Raw genomic sequence first — 23,298 nt, forward strand, 5'->3', positions numbered from 1 at the left:
CTTCCTCTGCGAATGCCGAAACGGCACGGCCAGCGTGGCACAAAGCTCTACCGGTTGCAATTGGGGGTGCGGCTCTACCGGCCGAGCGCCTGCAGCGCTTCTTCGGCGGCCCGAAGCCCGCTTTCGTAGGCTCCATGCGCGGTCGAAAAATCTGTGCGGTTGGTCGCTTCGCCGGCGAAGAAGATCCGGTTGTCGAACGGCCTTGCCAGAGCCTGACGCGCCGCCGCATGGCCGGGCAGGGCATGACTGTAGCCACCGCGGATCGAGGGGGTGTTGGTCCACTCGGACGCCGCAAGCGGGCGAAGTTCCCTGTGAATGCAGGAGCCGAACAGGGCCGAAAGCTCCTCCATCGCACGCGGGAAAGCCGCTTGCGGGTTTTCGGCCACGGCGCGGGCGCCGCTTCCGCCGAGGAAGACCTCGATGACGGGCTTGCCGAACGGACGGATATAATAGCTTGCCGTCTTCGGATCGCGGGGATTGCCGATCACGTGGCTTTCGTCATCGAAACTGTGGCCGCCGGTGATTTCGAAATAGAGCTTTTCGTTGTTGCCGAGCGGCAGCTTGGCTGCGGCCTCGCACCATGGGTCGAGCGATGACGGCATGCGGATGACGCCGCCGGCGAGCACATTGGTGGAGATGGTGACGATCACTACTCGCGGTCTGACGGTGCCGCGCTCCGTCTGCAGCATCACGCGACTGCCATCGACAGAAATCGACTGGATGGGCGTTGCGATATGCAGTTCGGCCGAGGCCGGCATGGTGGCTGCGACAAGCGCACCGTAGCCTGTCTCGAGACGCCAGTTGTTTTCCGTCGAGGCCTCGTCATAGGCGGCATAATCCTCCGCGGAGATGCGCTCCAGCTCGTCGCCGCTGATATAGCCGCTCAGCGCCTGAAGATAGGCAAGCCAGGGCTCGCCCGGCTCGACAGCGTCGATGGCACAGTCGCTTGGCGGTGGCGCCTCGGCAACGCGCTCGGCCCAGCGGCCAAAGGCAGCGCGGGCGGCATCGCGCTCGGCGCGCGGAAAACCGAAATCGCGATCCTGCCGATGCCAGGCGCTCGGTTTTCGGTCGACCGTTACGCCCGCTTCTTCGGCAATTCGGGTCCACGGATTGCGGTCGCCCGAATGCAGCCAGCCACAACCGAGATCGATCGCGGCAACAGGCGTGTTCAATGTCCAGGCGCGGCCGCCGATCCGGGGCAGAGCTTCGAAGACCGAAACGGAAAGGCCGCTCTTTGCAAGCCGACGCGCTGCGCCGACGCCTGCGGCGCCCGCTCCGATGATGGCAATGTCAGGTTCTGAATTCATGGGGCAAATGGACTCGAAAAGACGGCGCATCATGGACCCTGCCTCAGGCCGCACGCAAGCCGCTTCGCGGCCCCGCCGGTACGCCAGGCTTTCGCAGGGCTGCCGAGGCGCTCAGCCGCCTCTGCGGACGGCCGATATTGCGAAGGGCGGAATGAAGCGTGCATCCGGCCAGGTAACGGCTTCGCGCAAGAAATCGATGACGGCCCGCACGCGCGGCGCCTGCTTCTGGTCCTGGTGGCAGGTGATCCAGTAGCTGCGGTTCAGATCCACCTCGTCAGGCAATACGCGTTCGAGCTCGGGATAGCGGCTGGCGAAGAAATAGGGGAGCACGCAGAGCCCAAGCCCGTTTCGCGTCGCCGTCAACTGCGCGAAGATGCTGGAGCTCTGGAACTGCGGCTTGATGCGCGGATGAACGTCACCGAGATAATCCAGCCCCGGCGCAAAGATCATCTCCTCGATATAGCTGATGAAGGGATGCGAGAGCAGATCCTCGCGGCTGACGACCGGGGCGTTGGCGGCCAGATAGTCTCGCGAGCCATAGACCTGCAGATGATAGTCGGTGAGTTTCTCGGCATAATAGGGGCCGCCCTTCGGCTCGTCGAGGACAACGCTGATATCCGCCTCCTTGCGCGACAGTGACATGATCTGCTGGATCGTCACCAGCTCCAGCGACAGATGCGGGTGGCGTTCGGCAAATTGCGGCAGCACCGTCGCAAAGAAGAAATTCGCGAACCCTTCGGGAGCACTCAGCCGCACCACGCCGCGCTGCGCCATGGCACCTGTCGCAAGATCGGCCCGCAACCGCTCCGTCTCCTGCTCCATCTTCTCGGCCGTATCAACGAAGCGGTTGCCCATCGCCGTCAGCACATAGCCGCGCGGATTCCGCTCGAAGAGCTTGACCTTCAGCGCGAATTCCAGCCGGTCGATCCGCCGCGAAACGGTGGCATGACTGCTCCGGAGCTGCCGCGCCGCAGTCGACAGCTGCCCGGTTCTGGCCACGGCTAGAAAAAACTGCAGATCGTCCCAAGTAAACTGCGAGGAGTTGGTCATCGAAGGTCCGTGCTTATCTTAGTCTTTGGTCTAATGCAGCTTCGCGTGATGCGCAGCAGAGAGGCCGGAAATGGCGCTTTCGGTACGGATCTGTGCAAAAATGAACAGATACTGTTTGGAATTAATTGTAAACGTCTGGTTGCCTCACGGTGGAAATTCCGTGATCGTGGGCGTTGAGTGGTCGCCTTGAGGAGGGTGGCTCATCAAATTTGAACAGATCGCGATCTGCCAATCTCTGGGAGGAGAGACTTATGCGAAAGAGCTTCATTGCGTCACTTGCATTTCTTCTGGCAAGCAGCACGGCCGTTTTCGCCCAAAGCGGCGCGGTGTCCGACGGTAAGGTCAAGATCGGCATTCTGAACGATCAGTCCGGCGTCTATGCCGATTTCGGCGGCAAGTCTTCGGTCGAGGCCGCCAAGATGGCGGTCGAGGATTTCGGTGGCAAGGTGCTCGATATGCCGATCGAGATTGTCGATGCCGACCACCAGAACAAGCCCGACGTCGCCTCCAACATTGCCCGCCAGTGGTATGACACCGAGCAGGTGGATGCGATCATGGAGCTGACGACATCCTCGGTGGCGCTCGCCGTCCAGGCCGTCGCCAAGGAAAAGAAGAAGATCGATATCGTCACCGGTGCGGCGACCACCGATCTGACCGGCAAGGCCTGCAGCCCCTACGGCTTCCACTGGGCCTACGATACGCATGCACTCGCGGTCGGCACCGGTGGCGCCCTCGTCAAGCAGGGCGGCGACAGCTGGTTCTTCCTGACGGCCGACTATGCCTTCGGCTACTCGCTGGAGCAGCAGACCGGCGACTTCGTCAAGGCAAACGGCGGCACGATCGTCGGCTCAGTCCGTCATCCCCTGTCCAGCCAGGACTTCTCGTCCTTCCTGCTGCAGGCGCAGTCCTCAGGCGCCAAGGTTATCGGCCTGGCGAATGCCGGTCTCGACACCGCGAATGCCATCAAGCAGGCCGCCGAATTCGGCATCGTCCAGGGTGGCCAACGTTTGGCCGCGCTGCTCTTCACGCTCGCCGAAGTGCACGGCCTCGGCCTCGAAGCGGCCCAGGGCCTGACGCTGACCGAAGGCTTCTATTGGAACCGCGACGATGAAAGCCGTGCGTTCGGCAAGAAGTTTTTCGACCGCACCGGCAAGATGCCGAACATGATTCACACGGGCACCTATTCCGCCGTTCTCCAGTATCTGAAAGCCGTCCAGAAGGCCGGCACGGATGAGACGGAAGCGGTGGCCAAGCAACTGCATGAAATGCCCGTCGATGACGTCTTCGGCCGCGGCGGCACTGTTGGCGCCAACGGCCGGATGATCCATGACATGTACCTGCTGCAGGTGAAGAAGCCCGATGAAAGCAAGGAGCCGTGGGACTACTTCAACGTGCTCGCCACAATCCCCGGCAAGGAAGCCTATATCGACCCCGCCAAGAGCGGCTGCGATCTGGTGAAGTGATCGATGGCGGTTTCCGCACCAGTCAATGATACGAAGCCGCGGGTGGTTCTCTCCGCCCGCGGTCTCAGGCGGGATTTCGGCGGCTTCACCGCGGTGAAGAACGTCGATCTCGATGTCCATGATGCCAGCGTCCATGCGCTGATCGGCCCGAACGGGGCAGGCAAGACCACGGTCTTCAACCTGCTGACCAAGTTCCTACAGCCGACGGCGGGCACGATCATGCTGATGGGCACCGATATCACCAGGACGCCGCCCGACCGGGTGGCGCGCATGGGTCTCGTCCGCTCCTTCCAGATTTCGGCGGTCTTTCCGCACCTCACCGTGCTCGACAATGTCCGCGTCGCTCTGCAGCGGCCCAACAATCTCTCGACGCAGTTCTGGCGGCCGCTTTCGGCGCTCGACCAGCTGACGGGCAGAGCCGAGCAGCTGCTCGCCAGCGTCGGCCTATCCAAGGAACGCGATGCGATGGCCGCCGATCTTTCCTACGGCCGCAAGCGGGTGCTGGAGATCGCCACGACACTGGCGCTCGATCCCAAGGTATTGCTGCTCGACGAGCCGATGGCCGGCATGGGGCAGGAGGATGTCAGTGTCGTCTCCGCCATCATCCGCGACGTCGCCCGCGATCGCGCGGTGCTGATGGTCGAGCACAATCTCTCCGTCGTCGCCAATATCTGCCAGCAGGTGACCGTGCTCCAGCGCGGCGAAATCCTGGCCGAGGGCGATTACGCCACCGTCAGCCAGGATCCGCGTGTGCGCCAAGCCTATATGGGCGTAGAGGAGGACTGATGGCGGCACTGCTCGAAATCCAGGGCCTCAATGCCTGGTACGGCGAAAGCCATATCCTGCACGGCATCGACATGACCGTCGGCGAGGGCGAGACGATCACCATCCTCGGCCGCAACGGGGTCGGTAAGACGACGACGCTGCGCACCATCACCGGCATCGTGCGGGCGCGGAAGGGCAGGATCAGCTTTGCCGGAACCGACATGATGCAGGTGCCGCTGCACAAGACGGCGCATAAGGGCATCGGCTTCGTGCCCGAGGAACGCGGCATCTTCTCGACGCTGACGGTTTCGGAAAACCTGCTGCTGCCACCCGTTGTGGCGCCGGGCGGCATGACCATCGATGAAATCTACGAACTCTTCCCGAATCTCTACGAACGGCGCGCCAGCTCCGGCACCAAACTCTCGGGCGGCGAGCAGCAGATGCTGGCGATTGCCCGGGTGCTGCGCACTGGCGTGAAGATGCTGCTGCTCGATGAGCCGACGGAAGGGCTTGCGCCTGTTATTGTCCAACGCATCGGTGAGGTGCTGAAAAAGCTCAAAGAGCGCGGCATGACGATCCTGCTGGTGGAGCAGAACTTCCGCTTTGCGAGCCGCATTGCCGATCGGTTTTACTTGATGGATCACGGGCAAGTCGTGTCGGAATTCCCGGTTGGGGAACTGCCGCAGCGGATGGATACGCTGCACAAGGTTTTGGGGGTTTAGGGTATGGTCGCCAACCTGAATGAAACCTCCATATCCGCCAGCAATACATCCCTCATCCCTGTGCTTGTCACAGGGATCCAGCAGCGCCGCGTCTGCGGCGCGGAGGACTCTTTTCACGCGAAAGACTTCGCGTGGCTGGATTCCTGTGACAAGCACAGGAATGAGGGATGCAGGGAGGGCGCCGTGACGCCTTTCGCCTACCTCGAGCGGGGCGCCCTATGACCATGATCTTCGGCATTCCCGTCCAGGCGCTTCTCGGCCAGCTCTTGATCGGCCTGATCAACGGCTCCTTCTACGCCCTGCTGAGCCTCGGCCTCGCGATCATCTTCGGCCTGCTGCGCGTCATCAACTTCGCCCACGGCGCGCAATATATGCTCGGCGCTTTCGTCGCCTACCTGATGCTCGACTATGGCGGCATCGGCTATTGGCCGGCGCTGATTCTGGCGCCCGTGGTCGTCGGTCTGTTCGGCGCAGTCGTTGAGCGGCTGTTTCTGCGGCGGCTCTATGATCTCGATCCGCTCTACGGCCTGCTCTTCACCTTCGGGATGGCGCTGGCGATCGAGGGGACGTTTCGCTACCTCTACGGCTCCTCCGGCCAGCCCTATGCGACGCCCGCAGCACTTGCCGGCGGCACTAATCTCGGCTTCATGTTCCTGCCGATCTATCGCGGCTGGGTGGTCATCGTCTCGCTGGTCGTCTGCATCGGGACATGGCTGCTGATCGAGAAGACCAAGCTCGGCGCCTATCTGCGCGCCGCGACCGAAAACACCACGCTGGTGCAGGTTTTCGGCGTCAACGTTCCGCTGCTGCTGACGCTGACCTACGCGTTGGGAGCCGGACTTGCTGCTTTCGCCGGAGTGCTGGCCGCGCCGATCTATCAGGTCTCGCCGCTGATGGGCTCGAACATCATCATCGTCGTCTTCGCCGTCGTGGTCGTCGGCGGCATGGGCTCGATCATGGGTGCCATCGTCACTGGCTATGTGCTCGGTATCGCCGAAGGCCTGACGAAGGTTTTCTATCCTGAGGCCTCGAACATCGTGATCTTCGTGATCATGGCGATCGTGCTTCTCATCAGGCCCGCGGGCCTCTTCGGCCGGGATGCGTGACATGACAGAGATCACCGAAACCATCCGCCCGGAAAAGAGCCGTACCGCGCTGTCGGTCCAGGCGGCATTTCTCGTCATCGGCCTGCTGCTGCTGGTGCTCGCGCCGTTCTTCTTCTACCCGATCTTCCTGATGAAGCTGCTCTGCTTCGCGCTCTTTGCCTGCGCCTTCAATCTGCTGCTCGGCTATACCGGGCTGCTGTCATTCGGCCATGCGACCTTCTTCGGTGGCGCCGCCTATTTCACCGCCTATACCGTGAAGTCCTGGGGCTTCCCACCCGAACTCGGCATCCTCACCGGTGTCGCCGGCGCAGCGCTTCTCGGGCTGGTGATGGGCTATCTGGCGATCCGGCGGCAGGGGATCTATTTCGCGATGGTGACGCTGGCGCTGTCGCAGATGTTCTTCTTCTTCTGCCTGCAGGCAAAGTTCACCGAGGGCGAGGACGGTATCCAGTCGGTTCCGCGCGGCCATCTCTTCGGCTTCATCGATCTGAACGATTCCACCAACATGTATTTCTTCGTGCTGGCGGTGTTCTTGATCGGCATGCTGCTGATATGGCGCTTCATCAATTCGCCTTTCGGCATGATCCTGAAGTCGATCCGCGAAAACGAGCAGCGGGCGATCTCGCTCGGCTATTCCGTTGCCCGATACAAGCTCGGCGCCTTTGTGATGTCGGCAGCGCTGGCCGGGCTCGCGGGCGCCGTCAAATCGCTGGTTTTCCAGTTCGCGACGCTGACCGATGTTGCCTGGCAGATGTCGGGCGAGGTGATCCTGATGACGCTGCTCGGCGGTATCGGTACGCTGATCGGGCCAATCTTCGGCGCCGGGCTTGTCGTCACCCTGCAGAACTATCTGGCGACCTCGGAATTTCCGGTGACGATCATCACAGGCATCGTTTTCATGGTCTGCGTCCTGATCTTCCGCCGTGGTATCGTCGGCGAGTTCTATGCGTCGCGGATCGGCCGCATGTTGGGCTTTGTCTATCGCCGTTGAGCGGCTGGTGCTGAAGATGGATCGCTACGACTATATCATCATCGGCGCAGGCAGCGCAGGCTGCGTGCTGGCCAACAGGCTGTCCGAAGACCGCAACAACCGGGTGCTTCTGCTGGAAGCCGGTGGCAACGACAACTACCACTGGATCCACATTCCTGTCGGTTATCTCTACTGCATCAACAACCCGCGCACCGACTGGTGCTTCACGACGGCGCCGGAGGATGGCCTGAACGGCCGTGCGTTGAATTACCCGCGCGGAAAAGTGCTCGGCGGCTGCTCGTCGATCAATGGCATGATCTATATGCGCGGCCAGGCCCGCGACTACGATCTCTGGCGGCAGATGGGCTGCACCGGCTGGAGCTGGGACGACATTCTGCCGTTCTTCCGCAAGTCGGAAGATCACTATCGCGGCACGGACGAGATGCATGGCGCCGGCGGCGAGTGGCGGGTGGAGAAGGCGCGCGTCAAATGGGCGGTGCTCGACGCCTTCCAGCAGGCAGCCAAGGAAGCGGGCATCCCCGTCACCGAGGATTTCAACCGCGGCACCAATGAAGGCTCCGGCTATTTCGACGTGAACCAGCGATCCGGCATTCGCTGGAATGCCACCAAAGCTTTTCTCCGCCCGGCAATGAAGCGCGGCAATCTCAAGGTTCTGACCAAGGCGCAGGTGCGACGGTTGCTGATCGAGGAGGGCGCTGTCACCGGCGTCGAATTCCAGCATGGCGGCATGGCGAAACGCGCCTATGCCTCGAAGGAAACGATCCTTTCGGCCGGTTCGATCGGCTCGCCGCATATTCTGGAGCTCTCGGGGATCGGCCGCGGAGACGTGCTGCAGAATGCCGGGATCGATGTGGTCAGCGAGGTCAGGGGCGTCGGCGAGAACCTGCAGGACCATCTGCAGCTGCGCCTCGCCTACAAGGTGACCGGTGTTCCGACGCTGAACGAGAAGGCGACGAAGCTGATCGGCAAGGCGGCGATCGGGCTGGAATATCTGCTGCGCCGCTCGGGACCGATGGCGATGGCGCCGAGCCAGCTCGGCATCTTCACCCGCTCGGGGCCGGACAAGGAAACGCCCGATCTGCAATATCACGTCCAGCCGGTATCGCTCGACAAGTTCGGCGACCCCGTGCATGCCTTTCCGGCGATCACGGCCAGCGTCTGCAATCTGAGGCCCGAGAGCCGTGGTTCGGTGCATGTCTCGAGCCCGGATTTTGCCGCGCAGCCCATCATTGCGCCAAGATACCTCTCGACGGAACGCGATCGCGACATAGCTGTCAGATCGATAAAGCTGACACGGCGGATCGTCGCCCAGCCGTCCTTCGCCCGTTTCAATCCCGAGGAGTTCAAGCCCGGTCCTGCCTATCGAAATGATGAGGAGCTGGCGCAGGCGGCGGGCGATATCGGCACGACGATCTTTCATCCCGTCGGCACCTGCCGGATGGGCGGTGACCGCGACAGTGTCGTCGATCCGCGGTTGAGGTTTCGGGCGCTCGCCAGGCTCAGGATCGCGGACGCCTCGGTCATGCCGTCGATCACCTCGGGCAACACCAATTCGCCTGTCATCATGATTGCCGAGAAGGCAGCCAGCATGATCCTCGAAGACAACAGATAGGAGACGTCAATGGCACGGATCGCGTTTATCGGCCTCGGCAACATGGGTGGTCCGATGGCCGCTAATCTGGTGAAGGCGGGTCACGATGTGACCGGGTTCGATCTCGCTTCGACGGTGTTGAAGGCGGCGGCGGAGAGTGGCGTGAAACCTGCCAGCCATGCGAGCCAGGCGGTCAAGGGCGCCGAGATCATCCTCACTATGCTGCCGCAGGGCAAGCATGTGCTGACCGCCTGGGCCGACATCTTGCAGTCGGCAGACAAGGGCACGCTTGTCATCGACTGCTCAACGATCGATGTCGAGAGTTCACGCAAGGCGCATGAGCTGGCGCGTGGCGCCGGTTGCCTGTCCCTCGACGCGCCGGTCTCTGGCGGGACGGGCGGGGCGACGGCGGGAACGCTGACCTTCATCGCAGGCGGATCGGACGAGAGCTTTGCCAAGGCAAAGCCCATCCTCGAGGCGATGGGCAAGAAGATCGTCCATTGCGGCGAGGCGGGCGCCGGGCAGGCGGCGAAGATCTGCAACAACATGATCCTGGGCATTTCGATGATCGGTGTCTGCGAGGCCTTCGTGCTTGCGGAGAAGCTTGGTCTCGAACATCAAGCACTGTTCGACGTCGCCTCGACATCGTCGGGCCAATGCTGGTCGATCAACAGCTATTGCCCGGTTCCGGGGCCGGTTCCCGCGTCGCCCGCCAACAACGACTACAAGCCAGGCTTTGCGGCGGCATTGATGCTGAAAGATCTGCGGCTGTCGCAGGAGGCGGCGCTTGCCAGCGGCGCCTCGACACCGCTGGGTGCCGAAGCTGCACAGCTCTACGCTCTGTTCGAAAAGCTCGGCAATGGCGGAAAGGACTTTTCCGCCATCATCGAGATGTTTCGCAACAGGGAGTGATTACCGCACCAGCGCCAGCTGCATCCTCGCATCGCCGAGCGTCACATCGAGTTCGCCGGCTGTTGCGACCTCGATCGCACCGCAGAGCGAGCCTGTCGTGATCACTGCGCCTGCGCGCAGCGAGCTGTCCGGACGGAACGTGTCATTGGCATAATCGACCAGCCAGGTGAGAACGTCGACCTTCACATGCTTGGCGGCCGCATCGTAGATCGGCTGGCCGTTCAACATCACCTTTAAGGGCGTACCGGTGCAGGTATCAAGGATCGATCGCGGCATCACCGGGCCGAGCACGTAGCCGAGATTGGCAAGGCGGTCGGCGAGGAACAGTAGCGGGGAAATCTTGCTGCCTTCGGCAACGGCCGTCCAGGACATCTCGACACCGAGATAGGCGTCCGCAATGGCATCGGCGACTTCGGCGCGCGTGTACTTGCCGCTGGAGCGGATCGGCAGATCCTTGCCGAGGCGCACGGCGATCTCGGCTTCGAACTTCGTACCGGCGACCCAGGGCAGCTTCGCGCCGGAAACGGCTTCGAAATAGGGATGCAGCGGCGCGGTGACCGGCTGATTGTCGGCCGGCATCGAGACCTTCCAGGCGTTGCTGCGAATGCCTTCTTCAGCCGCGAGGAAGTTCTGCGCGTCCATGGCCTGGCGGTGGTCGCCGGGCAACGGGAATTCCGCGGTGGAAGCCTGCTTGCCCGCGTGGCGAAGGCCTGCAAGCTTGGCCGCGAGGGCGCGCGGATCGAAGGTCGAATCTGTCATGGTTTATCCTCCACCTGATGTGTGCGCGCAAACTAGCCGCTCGGGTTAGATGGGGTAAAGGGCGAGCTTGGAAAGACTGTTATTCCGTCAGCGCATACCAGGCGGCGCGATAGGCCTCCAAACCGTCGACAGCAAAGGGCTCGAAGCGTGTTTCCTGTGTTGCCGCCGGCTTGACGCCGGTTAGAAGCGAGGCACCCTGGCTGGTGCCGGTGGAGCCGGGAAGGGCGATCACTGTCCGCTGCGCCAGCGCCGCAAGAAGGATGAGATAGGTGCTGTTTGCGGCAAACGGTCCCTCGACGATCACTGGCCCCTTGGCGCCGATCAGGCCGAGGCACGCCTCGCTCATCAGCGCCAGATAGAGGCAGGCAGCAGTATAGCGTTCAGCCGTGCTGGCATCGCCGGCGTTCAGCCATTGCTTTTCGCGTCCGGGGAAGGGGCCGGAGCCCGGCGCGACATTCGGCAACAGCATGATCTTGCGGGCGATCACGGCAGGTAGCGCGGCAAGCGCCTCGTTCGCAGGCACTGTACCGATCTCGGCAGAGAGAATTTCGAATTCGCGGCCGCCCATGAAACGCGAGGAGGGCACGGCGCGGCCATAGGCATCGACATTGGCGAGCGCATCGCGCCGCGGATCGAGATGTTCGAGATCGCCACCGACGCCGAAATTGATCACCCAGGTGCCGGTCGAGACGACGGCGAAGGGGGCTTCCCGCGAAACCAGATGCGGCAGCAGGGATGCATTGGAATCGTGAATGCCGCAATAAACGGGCACCGATACGCCGATCTCCATGGCTATCTCCGGCCGGACCGGGCCGAGCGCGTCGAAGGCGGAGCGGATCGGCGCCATGAGGCTGCGGATACCGAGCGTATCGACCAGAGAGGAGTATTCGCCGTTTCCAGGGTTCCAGAGGTCGGTGTGGCAGCCGAGCGATGTCGCCTCGTTGGCGGCAACACCGGTCAGCCGCGCGGCCCAATATTGCGGATAGGTGACGATGGTGGCGACCTTCGCGAAGTCATCCGGGAAAGCCGTCTTCTGATAATGCAGCTGGGCGCCGATGTTCAGGCCCATCGTCTGGTGCGGGGAGTAGGTCTCGCTGAAGGGCGGACGGAGCGCAGCATAGGCGTCGCGGATCGGTTGCGGATATTCGTGTTCGTAATCGAGCACCGGCATGGCGAGATTACCAGCGGCATCAAGAAGTGCGGCCGATGCGCCGTGCGTTGTGATCGAGATCGCCTCGAAACCCGGCGCCTTGGCGAAGCGCTTGAAGGCGTCGAGCATAAAGGACCAGAGGGCCTCGATATCGTAATGTGGATAGAGGCCGTCCTTCAGGACGGTATTCGCCATTTTGGCGACGGCGATTTCCTCGCCGGTCGCCGCGTCGAGCACGACGACCTTGGCGTTGGTCTTGCCGATATCGAGAACGGCGATGCGGCGGTAGTCGCTCATGGCATATGGAAGACGCTGACGAGATCGCTCTGGACGGGGGAATTGTCGGGATTGGTGGCCATGATATCGGCCATGTGCGCCCACCATTTCTTCATGACCGGGTGTTCCGGCAGGCTTGCCATCGTGTGATCGGCCGGCCGCGTCAGCACGGCAAACAGCGTACTGGTTTCCCGATCGAGATAGATCCAGTAGTCGCTGGCACCGGATTTTCTCAGTAGATCAACAAGTTCCGGCCAGATCTCGTCATGGCGCTTGATGTATTCGGCTTCCATGCCCGGGTTGAGCTTCATCTTGAAGGCGTGTTTCTGGAGGGTCATTTGGAACTCATCAGCTTGAGGCGGCGGACAATGATCGGGATGGCGATGGTGATGATCAGCAGCAGGCCGATGAAGATCGACATGACGATGCCGGGCACGTTGAGAAGGCCGAGTCCGAAAGTCACGAGACCCATCACGAAGGCGGCAATGACGACGCCGCCGATCGTGCCGGAGCCGCCGAGGATCGACACGCCGCCGAGCACGACCATGGTCACCACTTCGAGTTCCCAGCCCTGCGCGATCGAGGGACGGGTGGAGCCGAGACGCGAGGTCAGGCAGACGGCGGCAATACCGCTCATCACGCCGGTCAGCATGAAGAGGATGAATTTGACGCGCTCGACCGGAATGCCGGAGAAGCGGGCGGCAAAATCGTTGTTGCCGATCGTATAGACCTGACGGCCGAAATTCGTGGCGTGCAGCAGGATGGCAAAGAGGATGGCCAGCACGATGAACAGCACGAATTCGAAGGAAAAGACCCAGAAGACATAGCCCTGGCCGAAATAGGCGAAATCGGCGGGGTATTTTCCATAGGCCTGGTCGCCAAGCACGATATAGGAAATGCCGCGGAAGAGGCTCATCGTGCCGATGGTGACGACGATCGACGGCAGTTTCAGCGCCGAGACGAGGAAGCCATTGAAGAGACCGCAGGCGAGGCCCGTGCCGATGCCGATGGCAACGAGACCGGGCGTTCCGACGCCTGCCTGGGCTGCGGCGCCCATGGCCGTCGAGGCAAGCGCGATGATGGCAGCCACGGACAGATCGATTTCGCCGGCGATGACCAGCAGCGCCATAGCAAAGGCAATCATCGCCTTTTCGGTGAAGTTGAACGTGGCGTCCGAGAGGTTCCAGGCATCGAGAAAATAGGGCGAGGCCACGGAATTAAAGATGAAGATCAGCACCGCGACGCCGAACAGCAGCACTTCCCAGCTCGACATAATGCGGCGGAACGGCGTGCCCAGACGGTCGGGAATGACGCGTTTTTCAGGTGCGGCGGAAACGGTGCTCATGCTGCCACCTCGATTGGCGTTTCGGCTGCGGCCTTGTCACGCAGGATGATGCGGCCGCGGTTGCGCTCGCGTCTGGCGTTGAAGACGACGGCGAGGATGATGACGGTCCCTGAGATCGCCATCTGCGTGAAGGGCGAGATGCCGATGACGGGCAGGGCGTTCTTGATGACGCCGAGGAAAAGCGCGCCAAGCACCGTGCCGACCACCGATCCGACGCCGCCGGCAATCGAGATGCCACCGATAACGCAGGCCGCGACGCTGTCGAGCTCGAAGCCGTTGGCGATATCTACATAGGCGACAGCATAACGCGACACCCAGAGATAGCTGGCCAGACCGGCCAGCGCACCAGAGAGCACGAAAGCCAGGAACTTCGTCCAGCCGGTGTCGATGCCGGCATAGACGGCCGCCGTCGGATTGCCGCCGGTCGCATAGGCGGAGCGGCCGAACTGGGTGTATTTCAGGACGACATACATGATCAGCACGATGACGATCCCGACCCAGCCGAGAACCGGAAGCCCGAGGATCGGCGTGCGCGGAACGGAAAGGAAGGTCGGCGTCATTTGGTGGGCGTTGACCCAGGCGCCGCCCGAGAGCACGAAAGCCATGCCGCGATAGATGGTGAGCGTGCCCAAGGTCACGACGATCGGCGGTATCTCCAGCGCCCAGACCAGAAAGCCGTTGATCGCGCCCAGGCAGGCGCCGATGGCGATGGCTGCAATGATCAGCACTGCCAGCGGCAGATCGGGATAGGCGGCGTTCATCATTGCGATCGCCATGCCGGTGAAGGCCAGATTGGCGGCCACCGACAGGTCGATCGACTTCGTCAGGATCACCGTCATCTGCGCCAGCGCCAGGATGATGAGGATCGAGGTGTCGTTGAAGATGCCGGCGAGATTGTCGGGCGTTGCGAAATCGGCGGCACGCGTCGAGAAGACGCCGATCATCACGACGATGATGAGGAAAAGCAGGGTTTCCCGTTTTCTGATCAGTCTTGCCATGCTTTTCCCTCACGCATTTCCGGTCGCCGCGCGCACCAGCGCCTCTGGCGAAAGCTTGTCGCGGTCGTAGAGGCCGGCCGAAAGGCCTTCCTTCATGACCAGAACACGGTCTGACATCCCGATGATTTCAGGCAGTTCGGACGAGATCATGATGATCGACAGGCCCTCGGCGGCGAGCTCGCTGATGAAGCCGTGGACGGCGGCCTTGGAGCCGATGTCGATGCCCTTGGTCGGCTCGTCGAGGATGATGACCTTCGGCATGGTGGCGAGCCACTTGCCGATGACGACCTTCTGCTGATTGCCGCCCGACAGCGTGCCGACGGGAACGGAGAGCGCCGCGGCGCGCAGATCCAGCCGCTCGGCATATTTGCGGGCGAGCGCGAATTCGTTGGCGGCCTTCAGGAAGCCCTTGCGCGAGGTGCGCGTCAACGATGGCAGCGTCATGTTCTGGTAGATCGGCATCGGCAGGGCCAGGCCATGGCGGCCGCGCTCCTCCGGCACGTAGACGATACCGGCGCGGATCGCATCGAGCGGCGAGCTGATCGAAATCTCCTGCCCCTCCAGCGTCAGCTTGCCCGACAGAGGCTTGGTGATGCCGAAGAGGGACTGGCAGAGTTCGGAGCGCCCGGCGCCGATCAGGCCGTAGATCCCTAGGATTTCGCCTTTGCGGAGCGTGAAGGTGATATCGCGGAATTCCGTGCGGTGACAGTATCTCTCCACAGCGAGAACCGGAGCGCCGATCGCCACGTCGATCTTCGGAAAGGCGTTCTCGACATCGCGGCCGACCATCAGCTTGACGATCGCATCCTGCGGCGTTTCCTTCAGGCGCCCGGCGCCGACGGCCTTGCCGTCGCGGAAGACCACGAAATTGTCGGCGATCTCATAGACCTCGTCGAACTTGTGGCTGATGAAGAGGATCGCCTTGCCCTTGGCCTTCAGGCCCTGGACGATACGGAAGAGGTCGTCGATTTCCTTGCGGGAAAGCGCGGCCGTCGGCTCGTCCATGATGACGATGCGGGCCTCGATCGACAATGCGCGGGCGATCGCCACGAGATGGCGCTGCGCGATCGAGAGGTCCTTCAGGCGGATCGTCGGATCGATATTGCTTTCCAGCGAAATGAGCAGCTCGCGCGAGCGCTCGTTCATCGCCTTCCAGTCGATGGTGCGGAAGCGGGTCTTCGGCGCATGGCCGAGAAAAATGTTTTCGGCGACCGTCAGCTCGTCGAAGAGCACAGTCTCCTGATGAATGGCGGTGACGCCCGCGTCGATCGCGGCCTGCGCGCTCGTAAAGCTGACGGCCTGCCCATCGACGATGATTTCGCCCTCGTTGGGACGGTAGATGCCGGTGAGGATCTTGACCAGCGTCGACTTGCCCGCGCCGTTTTCGCCGATCAGGGCTGTGACCTTGCCGGGATAGAGCGCGATGCTGACGTTATCGAGCGCTTTGACACCCGGAAAGATCTGCGAGATGCCGCGCATTTCCAGAATGGCGGGCGCGTCCTTGGGCTCGGCAGCCGCGACGGGTTCTTGAAGGGCAGTGGTCATCAGCAAAACCATGAAGAAAGAGAAGCCCGGCGGCACGAAGCCGCCGGGTGTTCATGCGTGTTTCGAAGATCAGAAGACCTTGGAGAACTGGTCGATGTTCGAAGCGTTGTAGACGAACGGATCGGACATGGCGGCTTCGCCCTTGTCGTCGATCTTGATCTTGCCCATGCGGCCGGCTTCGATTTCCGTGCCCGGCTTGCCATCGGCATCACCCTTGACGAGGTGATAGGCGATCTGCGTTGCCGAGTAGCCGAGGTCGATCGGGTTCCAGATGGCGAATTCCTTCGTCGCACCCGACTTGATCGCGCCGGCCATTTCGGAAGGCAGGCCGAGACCGGTTACGTAGACCTTGCCGACCAGACCCTTGTCTTCGACAACCTTCGAAGCGGCCAGAACACCAACCGTCGTCGGAGCGACGATGACCTTGACGTTCGGGTTGGACTTCAGAAGGCCTTCAGCTTCGCGGTAGGACTTGTCCGAGAGGTCGTCGCCGTAAACGGTGGTGACGAGGTTCAGGCCGGCGAAGTCCTTGAGCTGCTTCTTCATCTGGTCGATCCAGATGTTCTGGTTCGTCGAGGTCGTCGTTGCCGACAGGATGGCGAAGTCGCCCTTGCCGCCTTCGAGGTGATCCTTGACGAGCGTCAGGCACATCTTGCCGATCAGCTCGTTGGAGGACGGGTTGAGCTGCAGGATGCGGCCTTCAGGCGCAACACCCGAATCCCAGGAGATGACCTTGATGCCGCGCTGAGCAGCCTTCTTGAGTGCCGGAACGACGGCGTCCGGGTCGTTCGCCGAAATCGCGATGGCATCGACGCCCTGTGCGATCAGCGAGTTGATGACTTCGATCTGGCCTTCAGCCGTCGTCGAGGTCGGGCCGGTATAGATCACTTCTACGCCGCCGAGTTCCTTGGCTGCTTCCTGCGCGCCCTTGTTGGCGGCATCGAAGAAGCCGTTGCCCAGCGACTTGACGACGAGACCGATCTTGATGTCCTTGGCGCTGGCCGAACCGGCCATCATGGCGACGGCAAATGCCACTCCAATTGCAAGTTTCTTTGCGAGTTTCATGCTTTCATCCTCCCACGTTGATTAAGTCTAACGACATCCGGCCGGCGCCCCTCAGGCGACCGACGAGGAATCCTCCCTTGCGGCCTGCGCCGCGGCGCTCGCAATAACGAGCTTGATACCTGCATCTTCGATCATCCGGACGGATTCCTCCGGAATTCCATCGTCGGTAATGATCGTCGAAACGCGCTCGAGCGGGCACAGAATGAGGCTCGAGCGGCGGCGGAACTTGCTGGAATCGACCATGACGACGAGCTCGTCGGCCTGGTGCATCAGCTTCTGTTCGCTCTGAATGATCTGCGCATCGGCTTCCATGATGCCGTGCGGGCCGACGCCCTGGGCGCCGAAGAAGAACCGGCGCGCATAGAAATGGCGTATCGCGTCATTATCGAACGGCGAGAGAATGAGGCTCTGCTCGCGATAGATGACGCCACCGGGCACGGTGACGGTGTTCTTCGAATGCTTCACCAGATGCTCGGCAATGGCGAAGGAATTGGTCATCACCTGCATCCGGTGGCCGGACATGAAGTGGACCATCTGGAATGTCGTGGTGCCGCCATTGATGATGATGGCATCGCCGGGATCGCAGAGATCGACGGCGGCGCGGGCGATTGCGCGCTTCTTGTCGATATTGACTGATTCTGAAACCCGGAACGGGCGGCCTGCCAGATTGCCGAGCTGCGGCGGATGAACGGCCTCGGCGCCGCCGCGGACGCGGCGGATCTTGCCCTGTACGTGAAGAGCCGCAATGTCACGACGGATCGTGGCCTCGGAAGCCTCGGTCAGTTCAGCGATATCCTGTATCGTGACGACCGACTTTTCCTGTACCGCGCTCATGATGATGCGATGGCGTTCGCGTTCGTGCATTGGTTCCTCCGTGTCACATTTATTTCGTATCGGTTAAAAGCTGTCAATCAAAAACGATCAAGAATTTTCATATTGCGCTGCACAATAATTGTTTTTGATCGTTTTCGATTGACAACGCGCATTTTCATGAGCGATATCGGTCACGACAAGGGCGTGGATTGCTCCGCGCAAAAGAACTCATATGGGAGGATGACATGGCGGCCAACGTCCGGCTTCTTGATAACCGTTGGGATGACAGCTACGCGGCAAAGCTCGATGAGCCCGGCAAGCTGCTCTACCGCTCCAACCTCCTCGGCGCCGACAAGCGCATCACCAATTACGGCGGTGGCAACACCTCCGCGAAGGTGATGGAAACCGATCCGCTGAACGGCGAAAAGGTCAAGGTTCTCTGGGTCAAGGGCTCCGGCGGCGACGTCGGAACCATCAAGCTCGATGGCTTCGCCACGCTTTACCAGGACAAGCTGGATTCGCTGAAGGGCATCTACAAGGGCACAGCGGACGAAGACCGCATGGTCAGCTTCCTGCCGCATTGCACCTTCAACCTGAACTCGCGTGCCGCCTCGATCGATACGCCGCTGCATGGCTTCGTGCCGTTCACGCATGTCGACCACATGCATCCCGACGCGATCATTGCCATTGCCGCTTCCAAGAATTCCAGGGAATTGACGCAGCAGATCTTCGGCGCCGATATCGGCTGGCTGCCCTGGCGCCGCCCGGGCTTCCAGCTCGGTCTTGATCTCGAAGCCTTCGTCAAGGCCAACCCGAATTCCAAGGGCGTCGTGCTCGAAAGCCACGGCCTCTTCACCTGGGCGAACGACGCCAAGGCCTGCTACGAGCTGACACTCGACATCATCAACAAGGCGATCGTCTGGTTTGCCGAAAAGACCGAGGGAAAGACGATCTTCAGCGGCGCTGCGGCGCAGAGCCTGCCGGTCGCCGAACGCCGCGCGATTGCAGCGCGCCTGATGCCGGAAATTCGCGGCCGCATCGGCAAGCAGGAGCGCAAGCTCGGCCATTTCGACGATCAGGATGCCGTGCTCGAGTTTGTCAATTCGAAGAGCCTTCGCCCGCTCGGCGCGCTCGGCACCAGCTGCCCGGATCATTTCCTGCGCACCAAGATTCGCCCGCTGATCGTCGATTTCGATCCGGCAAAGCCTGATGTCGATGCGATCATTGCTGGTCTGGACGCGGCGCTGGAAGCATATCGCGCCGACTACGCACGCTATTACAATGACTGCAAGCATGACAATTCGCCCGCCATGCGCGATGCGAACCCGGTGATCTTCCTGGTGCCCGGCGTCGGCATGCTGTCCTTTGCTCGCGACAAGGCAACCGCCCGTATCGCCAGCGAGTTCTACGTCAACGCCATCAACGTCATGCGTGGCGCCTCGACGGTCTCGGAATATCAGGGGCTTCCGGAACAGGAAGCCTTCGACATCGAATACTGGCTGCTCGAGGAAGCCAAGCTGCAGCGCATGCCGAAGCCGAAGAGCCTAGCCGGCAAGGTCGCCTTCGTCACCGGCGGCGCCGGCGGTATCGGCCGCGCGACGGCGGCACGTCTGGTGGGCGAGGGCGCCTGCGTCGTGCTTGCCGATATCGATCAGGCCGCGCTCGAAGCGACGGAAGCCGATTTCAAGGCCAAGTTCGGTGCTGACGCCGTTCGCAGCGTCAAGCTCGACGTGACCAAGGAAGATGCCGTCATCTCGACCTTCGCCGAATCCTGCGTCGAGTTCGGCGGTGTCGACATCCTGGTTTCGAATGCCGGTATCGCTTCGTCTGCACCGATCGAAAGCACCGAGCTTTCGATGTGGAACAAGAATATCGACATTCTGGCGACCGGCTACTTTCTGGTGTCGCGCGAAGCCTTCCGGCTGTTCCGCAAGCAGAACCTTGGCGGTAACGTGGTCTTCGTCGCTTCGAAGAACGGTTTGGCGTCGTCGCCGAACGCGGCTGCCTATTGCACCGCCAAGGCTGCCGAAATCCATCTGGCCCGCTGCCTGGCGCTCGAAGGGGCAGAAGCCGGTATCCGCGTCAACACGGTCAACCCGGATGCAGTTCTGCGCGGCTCGAAGATCTGGAACGGCGAATGGCGAGAACAGCGCGCGGCGTCCTCGAAGATCGAGGTGGATGATCTCGAGGAACATTACCGCAAGCGTTCGATGCTGAAGCTCAATGTCTTCCCTGAGGATATCGCCGAGGCAATCTACTTCCTGGCGTCGGATCTCTCGGCGAAGTCCACCGGCAACATCATCAATGTCGATGCCGGTAACGCCCAGAGCTTCCCGCGCTGAGGGGCGTAGTTTCGGAATGATGCGGGGGCCTTGCTCTCCTCCCTCATTCCTGTGCTTGTCACAGGAATCCAGTGCGCCCAAGTCCTTGGGCGCGGGAGACTAGAGGCTTCAGCGATTGGTCAGTTATTCACGGCGCAGACGCGCCGTGGCTGGATTCCTGTGACAAGCACAGGAATGAGGGATAGAGCCGCGGACCTCTCCAGGCCGCGATGCAGATCGGGAGGAAATCATGGCCGAGTTCAAGATCGCGCAGGATGTGATCGCGCAGGAAAACGACAAGCGTGCAGCGGCGCTCAAGGAAGACTATGACGCGCTGGGCGCGACGCTGTCCCGCCGCGGCATCGACATTGAAACAGTCACGCGCCGCGTTTCGGAATTCTTCGTCGCCGTCCCTTCCTGGGGCGTCGGCACCGGCGGCACGCGCTTTGCCCGCTTTCCGGGAACCGGCGAGCCGCGCGGCATCTTCGACAAGCTCGAAGATTGCTCCGTGATCAACGAATTGACGCGGGCGACGCCCAATGTTTCTCTGCACATTCCGTGGGACAAGATGGATGCCAAGGAGCTGAAGGCAAAGGGTGATTCACTCGGCCTCGGCTTCGACGCGATGAATTCCAACACCTTTTCCGATGCGCCCGGCCAGAAGCATTCCTATAAATATGGCTCGCTGAGCCACACCGATGCGGCAACGCGGGCGCAGGCCGTCGAGCACAATCTCGAATGCATCGAAATCGGCAAGGCGATCGGCTCCAAGGCGCTGACGGTCTGGATCGGCGACGGTTCGAACTTCCCGGGCCAGAGCAATTTCACCCGGGCCTTCGAGCGCTATCTCGCCTCCATGGCCGACATCTACAAGGCTCTGCCTGACGACTGGAAGCTGTTCTCCGAGCACAAGATGTACGAGCCGGCCTTCTATTCGACCATCGTGCAGGACTGGGGCACAAACTACCTGATAGCCCAGACGCTCGGCCCCAAGGCACAGTGCCTCGTCGACCTTGGCCACCACGCGCCGAACACCAATATCGAGATGATCGTCGCCCGTCTGGTGCAGTTCGGAAAGCTCGGCGGCTTCCATTTCAACGACTCGAAATATGGCGACGACGATCTCGACGCCGGCTCGATCGAGCCTTACCGCCTGTTCCTCGTCTTCAACGAGCTTGTCGATGCCGAGCAGCGTGGCGTCAATGACTTCAACCCGGCACACATGATCGATCAGTCGCATAACGTGACGGACCCGATCGAAAGCCTGATCAACAGCGCCAACGAAATCCGCCGCGCCTATGCGCAGGCGCTGCTCGTCGATCGCAAGGCGCTGGCTGGTTACCAGGATGGAAACGATGCACTGATGGCGACCGAAACGCTGAAGCGCGCCTACCGTGCCGATGTCGAGCCGATCCTCGCCGAAGCCCGGCGCCGCGCCGGCGGCGCCATCGATCCGGTCGCGACCTATCGCGCCAGCGGCTACCGCAACAAGGTCTCGGCCGAGCGTCCGGCCTCAGCTGCCGGTGGCGGCGGGATAATTTAAGCTTTGCAAGGCTTCGGGCCGCCGTTGTCCTCAACAGCGGCCCTTTGCGTTCAGGGCTTCCATTCACCGGCGATCTGCCGGGTGGCGACGTTCAGCCGGTTCCAGACATTGATATTGGCAATGGCGATGACGAGAGCTGCAATGCTCTTGCCGTCGAAATGACGGGTGGCCTCGTCCCAGATTTCGTCCGGCACAGGGTCTGCCCGGTCGCTGAGCCGTGTGACGGCTTCGGTAAGTGCCAGAGCTGCGCGTTCCTGATGGGAGAAATACGGCGCTTCGCGCCAGGCCGCGACGGCGAAGAGCCTCTCGTCCGTTTCTCCGAGCTTTCGGGCGATGCGCGGATGGCCGTCTACGCAGACGCCGCAACCATTGATCTGGCTGGCGCGCAGATTGACCAGTTCCAGCAGCTTCGGCGACAGCCCGACTTTTTGCGGGACGCTGCTCAGCGCCATCAGCGCCTGCATGGCTTCAGGAAGAACAACGGCCGGATTTCCCATTCTTGATTGCATGTTATGTCTCCTTGTCGATTTCGTGGTTTGAACGATTACGCTGCCATCCGTTGTCACATCGGCCGGCAGCCGTTCGTCATGGTGTTGACGGAACACGCGAGGAGGATGTGACAGATGGACGAGAAGAAATTTCTGGCAGACCAGTTCGAGACCAACCGGACGCATCTGAAGGCAGTGGCCTACCGTATGCTCGGCTCGAGCACCGAGGCGGATGACGCCGTCCAGGAGGCGTGGCTGAGGCTTTCCCGCTCGGATGCCGGGGAGGTGGCGAATATCGGCGGCTGGCTTCGCACCGTGGTTGCCCGCATCTGCCTGGACATGCTGCGCTCGAAGAAGACGCGGCGTGAAGAGCCGCTCGATCTTCCGGTCCACGAAACGATAGCAGACACCAAGGCATCCGCGGATCCGGAGCGCGAGGCACTGGTTGCCGATTCGGTCGGCGTTGCCATGCTGGTTGTCCTCGATCAGCTCGGCCCGGCAGAACGCGTCGCTTTCGTGCTGCACGATATGTTCGACATTCCCTTCGACGATATCGCGCCAATCATCGGCCGGACATCCGAGGCGGCGCGGCAGCTTGCGAGCCGGGCGCGGCGGCGGATTCAGGGGAAGCCGGAGATACCTGCTGCGGATATCGAGCGGCGAAAGACGCTGGTGACGGCATTCCTGGCGGCATCACGCAACGGTGACTTCCAGGCGCTGCTGTCGCTTCTGCATCCCGACGTTGCCTTCGTGCCGGATGCTGCGGCCTTGCGGCTCGGCGATACGGGTGAGCTACACGGCGCGCATGCCGTGGCAACCACCTTCAACGGGCGCGCGCGCGGCGCCCAGGGTGCCTTCATCGACGATGGGTTTGGCTTCATCGTTCATATCCAGGGCGAGCTGCGCATTGCGGCACTCATCGCCTTCGATGGAGACCGAATCTCGCGCATCGAGGCCATTGCCGATGCAGATCATCTTCAGCGCCTCGAATACACGCCGTTCCATCATTAGGCATATGGTCTTCCGCAGGCGATGGCGTGCGCAGTCTCTGCGCATGCCTTTTCATTTCTGCTCATAGAGCCACTTTA

21 protein-coding genes are annotated in these 23,298 nt (G+C 61.8%); 10 read left to right on the forward strand and 11 right to left on the reverse strand.

Features of this window, described 5'->3' with window-relative positions; all coding sequences use genetic code 11:
• Positions 1-74: 74 nt before the first annotated feature.
• On the reverse strand, positions 75-1,337 hold the full coding sequence (locus J2X43_RS04250) for an NAD(P)/FAD-dependent oxidoreductase (RefSeq protein WP_112389004.1): 1,263 nt from the start codon (positions 1,335-1,337) through the stop codon (positions 75-77).
• An 81-nt stretch (positions 1,338-1,418) separates the two neighbouring features.
• Positions 1,419-2,357, reverse strand: coding sequence for a LysR family transcriptional regulator (locus J2X43_RS04255; protein WP_112388454.1), 939 nt, complete (start codon positions 2,355-2,357; stop codon positions 1,419-1,421).
• Positions 2,358-2,608: 251 nt separating this feature from the next.
• Here J2X43_RS04255 and J2X43_RS04260 point away from each other — a divergent pair, with 251 nt between their 5' ends.
• From J2X43_RS04260 to mmsB, 7 genes are all read left to right on the forward strand, one after another.
• On the forward strand, positions 2,609-3,820 hold the full coding sequence (locus tag J2X43_RS04260; RefSeq protein WP_112388453.1) for an ABC transporter substrate-binding protein: 1,212 nt from the start codon (positions 2,609-2,611) through the stop codon (positions 3,818-3,820).
• Positions 3,821-3,823: 3 nt separating this feature from the next.
• The gene (locus J2X43_RS04265) at positions 3,824-4,606 is read left to right on the forward strand and encodes an ABC transporter ATP-binding protein (protein ID WP_112388452.1); all 783 of its coding nucleotides are present in this window, start codon (positions 3,824-3,826) and stop codon (positions 4,604-4,606) included.
• Positions 4,606-5,307, forward strand: a complete 702-nt coding sequence (locus tag J2X43_RS04270) for an ABC transporter ATP-binding protein (protein ID WP_112388451.1) — start codon at positions 4,606-4,608, stop codon at positions 5,305-5,307. The genes J2X43_RS04265 and J2X43_RS04270 overlap by 1 nt, the downstream gene beginning before the upstream one ends.
• A gap of 218 nt (positions 5,308-5,525) precedes the next feature.
• Positions 5,526-6,413 carry a branched-chain amino acid ABC transporter permease gene (locus tag J2X43_RS04275; RefSeq protein WP_112388449.1) on the forward strand — a complete coding sequence of 296 codons (888 nt, stop codon included), beginning with the start codon at positions 5,526-5,528 and terminating at the stop codon, positions 6,411-6,413.
• Position 6,414: 1 nt separating this feature from the next.
• Positions 6,415-7,404, forward strand: a complete 990-nt coding sequence (locus tag J2X43_RS04280; RefSeq protein WP_112538218.1) for a branched-chain amino acid ABC transporter permease — start codon at positions 6,415-6,417, stop codon at positions 7,402-7,404.
• A 16-nt stretch (positions 7,405-7,420) separates the two neighbouring features.
• Entirely contained in the window at positions 7,421-9,016 is a 1,596-nt protein-coding gene (locus tag J2X43_RS04285; RefSeq protein ID WP_112389003.1) for a GMC family oxidoreductase, read from the forward strand.
• Between the two features lie 9 nt (positions 9,017-9,025).
• Positions 9,026-9,907 carry a 3-hydroxyisobutyrate dehydrogenase gene (gene mmsB, locus J2X43_RS04290; RefSeq protein WP_112388447.1) on the forward strand — a complete coding sequence of 294 codons (882 nt, stop codon included), beginning with the start codon at positions 9,026-9,028 and terminating at the stop codon, positions 9,905-9,907.
• On the opposite strand, the gene J2X43_RS04295 is transcribed toward mmsB, so the two are convergent.
• From J2X43_RS04295 to J2X43_RS04330, 8 genes are all read right to left on the reverse strand, one after another.
• The gene (locus J2X43_RS04295; protein ID WP_112388446.1) at positions 9,908-10,666 is read right to left on the reverse strand and encodes a fumarylacetoacetate hydrolase family protein; all 759 of its coding nucleotides are present in this window, start codon (positions 10,664-10,666) and stop codon (positions 9,908-9,910) included. It abuts the gene before it with no gap.
• A 79-nt stretch (positions 10,667-10,745) separates the two neighbouring features.
• Positions 10,746-12,113: an FGGY-family carbohydrate kinase gene (locus J2X43_RS04300; protein ID WP_112388445.1), complete on the reverse strand. Its 1,368-nt coding sequence runs from the start codon at positions 12,111-12,113 to the stop codon at positions 10,746-10,748.
• Positions 12,110-12,430 (reverse strand): L-rhamnose mutarotase, encoded by a 321-nt coding sequence (gene rhaM, locus J2X43_RS04305; protein ID WP_112388444.1) that lies wholly within the window; start codon positions 12,428-12,430, stop codon positions 12,110-12,112. Before rhaM ends, J2X43_RS04300 begins: the two co-directional genes overlap by 4 nt.
• Positions 12,427-13,437 carry an ABC transporter permease gene (locus J2X43_RS04310; RefSeq protein WP_112388443.1) on the reverse strand — a complete coding sequence of 337 codons (1,011 nt, stop codon included), beginning with the start codon at positions 13,435-13,437 and terminating at the stop codon, positions 12,427-12,429. Before J2X43_RS04310 ends, rhaM begins: the two co-directional genes overlap by 4 nt.
• Positions 13,434-14,435, reverse strand: coding sequence for an ABC transporter permease (locus J2X43_RS04315; protein ID WP_112388442.1), 1,002 nt, complete (start codon positions 14,433-14,435; stop codon positions 13,434-13,436). Before J2X43_RS04315 ends, J2X43_RS04310 begins: the two co-directional genes overlap by 4 nt.
• 9 nt (positions 14,436-14,444) lie before the next feature.
• Complete coding sequence (locus J2X43_RS04320) at positions 14,445-15,980, reverse strand: sugar ABC transporter ATP-binding protein (protein WP_112389002.1); 1,536 nt, start codon at positions 15,978-15,980, stop codon at positions 14,445-14,447.
• Positions 15,981-16,049: 69 nt separating this feature from the next.
• Positions 16,050-17,045 carry a rhamnose ABC transporter substrate-binding protein gene (rhaS, locus tag J2X43_RS04325; RefSeq protein ID WP_112388441.1) on the reverse strand — a complete coding sequence of 332 codons (996 nt, stop codon included), beginning with the start codon at positions 17,043-17,045 and terminating at the stop codon, positions 16,050-16,052.
• 51 nt (positions 17,046-17,096) lie between these two features.
• The gene (locus J2X43_RS04330) at positions 17,097-17,909 is read right to left on the reverse strand and encodes a DeoR/GlpR family DNA-binding transcription regulator (RefSeq protein ID WP_112388440.1); all 813 of its coding nucleotides are present in this window, start codon (positions 17,907-17,909) and stop codon (positions 17,097-17,099) included.
• 194 nt (positions 17,910-18,103) lie between these two features.
• On the opposite strand from J2X43_RS04330, the gene J2X43_RS04335 reads away from it, so the two are divergent.
• Together J2X43_RS04335 and rhaI are read left to right on the forward strand one after the other, a co-directional pair.
• A complete protein-coding gene (locus J2X43_RS04335) occupies positions 18,104-20,200 on the forward strand; it encodes a bifunctional rhamnulose-1-phosphate aldolase/short-chain dehydrogenase (RefSeq protein WP_112388439.1) in 2,097 nt (698 codons plus the stop codon).
• 229 nt (positions 20,201-20,429) lie between these two features.
• A complete protein-coding gene (gene rhaI / locus J2X43_RS04340) occupies positions 20,430-21,722 on the forward strand; it encodes an L-rhamnose catabolism isomerase (protein WP_112388438.1) in 1,293 nt (430 codons plus the stop codon).
• A gap of 50 nt (positions 21,723-21,772) precedes the next feature.
• Here the strand turns inward: rhaI and J2X43_RS04345 are convergent, their stop codons facing one another.
• Positions 21,773-22,231 (reverse strand): carboxymuconolactone decarboxylase family protein, encoded by a 459-nt coding sequence (locus J2X43_RS04345; RefSeq protein WP_112388437.1) that lies wholly within the window; start codon positions 22,229-22,231, stop codon positions 21,773-21,775.
• A 114-nt stretch (positions 22,232-22,345) separates the two neighbouring features.
• Between J2X43_RS04345 and J2X43_RS04350 the strand changes: the two genes are divergently transcribed.
• Entirely contained in the window at positions 22,346-23,221 is an 876-nt protein-coding gene (locus J2X43_RS04350) for a sigma-70 family RNA polymerase sigma factor (RefSeq protein WP_112388436.1), read from the forward strand.
• The last annotated feature ends 77 nt before the right edge of the window (positions 23,222-23,298 follow it).

Origin of the sequence: Rhizobium sp. BE258 (assembly GCF_031457345.1) — a bacterium.
Classification (GTDB): Bacteria; Pseudomonadota; Alphaproteobacteria; order Rhizobiales; family Rhizobiaceae; genus Rhizobium.